Here is a 4654-nt window from a genome sequence, read left to right as displayed (position 1 = left end):
GTTTATTGGCGCGCTGGCACGTTCGCTGGGCGGGATGATCTCCGACCGTCTGGGCGGAACGCGCGTTACGCTGGTGAACTTTGTATTGATGGCCATCTTCTGTGCACTGCTGTTCCTGACGCTGCCTGCGGGTGGTGAGGGAGGTAACTTCTTTGCCTTCTTCGGCGTCTTCATGGTGCTGTTCCTGACCGCCGGGCTGGGCAGTGCGTCTACTTTCCAGATGATCTCTGTCATCTTCCGCAAGCTGACCATGGACCGCGTGAAAGCGCAGGGCGGGAGCGACGAGCAGGCGATGCGTGAAGCCGCCACCGATACCGCTGCGGCGCTTGGGTTTATCTCTGCGATTGGCGCGATTGGCGGCTTCTTTATTCCAAAAGCGTTCGGTATCTCACTGGATCTGACCGGCTCTCCGGCGGGTGCGATGAAGGTATTCCTCGTCTTCTATATCGCCTGTGTGGTCATCACCTGGCTGGTATATGGCCGTAATACCAAGAAAAACAAGTAAGCTTGATTATCCGTTTGCGCGGCCTGAGTGCCGCGCTTTTTTTAATCGCTTAATAGTTACAACATACTAATAGCGTTTCCCGTAGTCGCACACAGGTAACGCTGTGATCGCCATCGCTTTACAGGTGTCTCTACCCCTTAATACCTAAGATGTTAAATTTTGCTCCGCTTATTGTACGATAAATAAAATATATCCATATAAATCATTAAGTTAAAAAATATTAACAGCTACCGCTTTGGTGGTATTTGATCTAATACCCCCCCTCAGAGACCCCCTCCGTCTTGATCGTTATCAATTCTCACCATCTTTCATAGCGTTACCTTCGCTGCAAATCAGCAATGTCGATTTAGAGAGCCACAGGCTCCACACAGGAGATACCCGATGAGCAAATTTTTGGACCGGTTTCGCTACTTCAAACAGAAGGGTGAAACTTTTGCCGATGGGCACGGCCAGGTTCTGGATACCAACCGGGACTGGGAAGACGGTTACCGTCAACGCTGGCAGCATGACAAAGTTGTCCGTTCTACCCACGGTGTAAACTGCACTGGCTCATGTAGCTGGAAGATTTTCGTTAAAAACGGTCTGGTGACCTGGGAAATGCAGCAGACCGACTATCCGCGTACCCGTCAGGATATGCCGAACCATGAACCGCGCGGCTGCCCGCGTGGGGCCAGCTACTCCTGGTATCTCTACAGCGCCAACCGTCTGAAATACCCGCTGATGCGTAAACGCCTGATGAAAATGTGGCGTGAAGCGAAAGTGCAGCACAGCGATCCGGTTGATGCCTGGGCATCCATCATCGAGGACGCCGACAAAGCGAAAAGCTTCAAACAGGCGCGTGGTCGCGGTGGTTTCGTTCGTTCTTCCTGGAAAGAGGTGAACGAGCTGATTGCGGCCTCCAACGTCTATACCGTGAAAACTTACGGTCCTGACCGCGTGGCAGGCTTCTCGCCAATCCCGGCAATGTCGATGGTCTCTTACGCCTCCGGCGCGCGCTACCTTTCACTTATTGGCGGTACCTGTCTGAGCTTCTACGACTGGTACTGCGACCTGCCGCCAGCGTCGCCGCAGACTTGGGGCGAACAGACCGACGTGCCGGAGTCCGCTGACTGGTACAACTCCAGCTACATCATCGCCTGGGGCTCAAACGTTCCGCAGACCCGTACCCCTGATGCGCACTTCTTTACCGAAGTACGTTACAAAGGGACCAAAACCGTTGCCGTGACCCCGGACTACGCCGAAATCGCCAAACTGTGCGACCTGTGGCTGGCACCGAAACAGGGTACTGATGCCGCCATGGCGCTGGCGATGGGCCACGTCATGTTGCGTGAATTCCACCTCGACAAGCCAAGCCAGTATTTCACCGATTACGTGCGTCGCTACACCGACATGCCAATGCTGGTGATGCTTGAAGAGCGTGACGGCTATTACGCCGCTGGCCGTATGCTGCGTGCGGCGGATCTTGTGGACGCGCTGGGTCAGGAAAACAACCCGGAGTGGAAAACGGTCGCCTGCAACAGCAACGGCGAGCTGGTGGCGCCAAACGGTTCTATCGGCTTCCGCTGGGGCGAAAAAGGCAAATGGAACCTGGAACAGCGTAACGGCACCACGGGTGAAGAGACAGAACTTCGCCTCAGCATGCTGGGCAGCCAGGACGAAATCGCCGATGTCGGCTTCCCGTACTTTGGTGGTGAAGGTTCCGAGCACTTCAACAAGGTTGAGCTGCAAAACGTTCTGATGCACAAACTGCCGGTTAAGCGCCTGCAACTGGCGGACGGTTCTACCGCTCTGGTCACTACGGTCTACGATCTGACCATGGCGAACTATGGCCTGGAGCGCGGTCTGAACGATGAAAACTGCGCGACCAGCTATGACGACGTGAAGGCTTATACACCAGCCTGGGCGGAGCAGATCACCGGTGTGCCACGCGCCCAAATCACCCGTATCGCCCGCGAATTTGCGGAAAACGCAGACAAAACTCACGGTCGCTCCATGATCATCGTCGGTGCCGGTCTGAACCACTGGTATCACCTCGATATGAACTATCGCGGCCTGATCAACATGCTGATCTTCTGCGGCTGCGTCGGGCAGAGCGGCGGCGGCTGGGCGCACTACGTGGGCCAGGAAAAACTGCGTCCGCAGACCGGCTGGCAGCCGCTGGCGTTTGCCCTTGACTGGCAGCGTCCGGCTCGTCACATGAACAGCACCTCCTACTTCTATAACCACTCCAGCCAGTGGCGCTACGAGACGGTGACCGCGCAGGAGCTGCTGTCGCCGATGGCGGATAAATCCCGCTACAGCGGCCATCTGATTGACTTCAACGTGCGCGCTGAACGCATGGGCTGGCTGCCGTCTGCACCGCAGTTGGGCACTAACCCGCTGCGCATTGCGGAAGCGGCGAAGAAAGCGGGCATGTCACCGGTGGACTACACCGTGAAATCGCTGAAGGATGGCTCAATCCGTTTTGCGGCAGAACAGCCTGAGAACGGCAAAAACCATCCGCGTAACCTGTTCATCTGGCGCTCCAACCTGCTGGGTTCGTCCGGTAAAGGCCATGAGTACATGCTGAAATACCTGCTCGGTACCGAAAACGGTATTCAGGGTAAGGATCTCGGCAAGCAGGGCGGCGTGAAGCCAGAAGAAGTTGAATGGAAAGACAACGGTCTCGACGGCAAGCTGGATCTGGTAGTAACGCTGGACTTCCGTCTGTCCAGTACCTGCCTGTACTCCGATATCGTGCTGCCTACCGCCACCTGGTACGAAAAAGACGACATGAATACGTCGGATATGCATCCGTTTATTCATCCGCTGTCTGCGGCCGTTGACCCGGCGTGGGAATCAAAAAGCGACTGGGAAATCTATAAAGACATCGCGAAGAAATTCTCCGAAGTCTGTGTAGGGCACCTGGGCAAAGAGACCGACGTGGTGACGCTGCCAATCCAGCACGACTCCGCTGCCGAACTGGCGCAGCCGCTTGACGTGAAGGACTGGAAAAAAGGCGAATGCGATCTGATCCCGGGTGTGACCGCGCCGCACATTATTCCGGTTGAACGTGATTACCCGGCTACGTACGAGCGCTTTACCTCTATCGGTCCGCTGATGGAGAAGATCGGTAACGGCGGTAAAGGCATCGCCTGGAACACCCAGAGCGAAATGGACCTGCTGCGCAAGCTCAATTACACCAAAGCAGACGGCCCGGCCAAAGGCCAGCCAATGCTGAACACGGCAATTGATGCAGCGGAAATGATCCTGACCCTGGCACCGGAAACCAATGGCCACGTGGCGGTGAAAGCGTGGGCGGCTCTGAGTGAATTTACCGGCCGTGACCATACGCATCTGGCGAAGAATAAAGAAGAAGAGAAAATCCGCTTCCGCGATATTCAGGCTCAGCCGCGCAAGATTATCTCCAGCCCGACCTGGTCTGGCCTCGAAGATGAACATGTGTCCTATAACGCCGGATACACCAACGTTCACGAGCTGATCCCATGGCGCACGCTCTCTGGCCGTCAGTCTCTGTATCAGGATCACCAGTGGATGCGTGACTTCGGTGAAAGCCTGCTGGTTTACCGTCCGCCAATCGATACCCGCTCCGTGAAAGCGGTGATGGGGGCGAAATCAAACGGTAACCCTGAGAAGGCGCTGAACTTCCTGACGCCGCACCAGAAGTGGGGTATCCACTCCACCTACAGCGACAACCTGCTGATGCTGACGCTGTCACGCGGGGGGCCGATTGTCTGGATGAGCGAAGCGGACGCCAAAGATCTGGGTATCGAAGATAACGACTGGATCGAAGTGTTCAACAGCAACGGTGCCCTGACGGCACGTGCGGTGGTGAGCCAGCGTGTACCAGCCGGGATGACCATGATGTACCACGCGCAGGAACGTATCGTTAACCTGCCGGGTTCAGAGATCACCGAGCAGCGCGGCGGTATTCACAACTCTGTGACCCGTATTACGCCGAAACCGACGCATATGATCGGCGGCTATGCCCAGCTGGCCTACGGCTTTAACTACTACGGCACTGTAGGATCAAACCGCGATGAGTTCGTGGTGGTACGTAAGATGAAGAATATTAACTGGTTAGATGGCGAAGGTAATGACCAGGTACAGGAGAGCGTAAAATGAAAATTCGTTCACAAGTCGGCATGG

General features: G+C 55.8%; 1 protein-coding gene and 1 pseudogene. Both read left to right on the top strand.

Translation table 11 applies throughout. The features are described 5' to 3' along the window. Nucleotides 1-505: pseudogene (locus tag HP459_RS21530) on the top strand (nitrate/nitrite transporter); the annotation flags it as partial. A gap of 381 nt (nt 506-886) precedes the next feature. Then, nucleotides 887-4630 (top strand): nitrate reductase subunit alpha, encoded by a 3744-nt coding sequence (locus tag HP459_RS21525; protein WP_171936811.1) that lies wholly within the window; start codon nt 887-889, stop codon nt 4628-4630. Nucleotides 4631-4654: the final 24 nt, after the last annotated feature.

Origin of the sequence: Enterobacter sp. CM29, assembly GCF_013179605.1 — a bacterium.
GTDB lineage: Bacteria > Pseudomonadota > Gammaproteobacteria > Enterobacterales > Enterobacteriaceae > Enterobacter > Enterobacter intestinihominis.
Note: the sequence above shows the minus strand (reverse complement) of the source record. Positions and strands in the feature narration are given on the sequence as shown.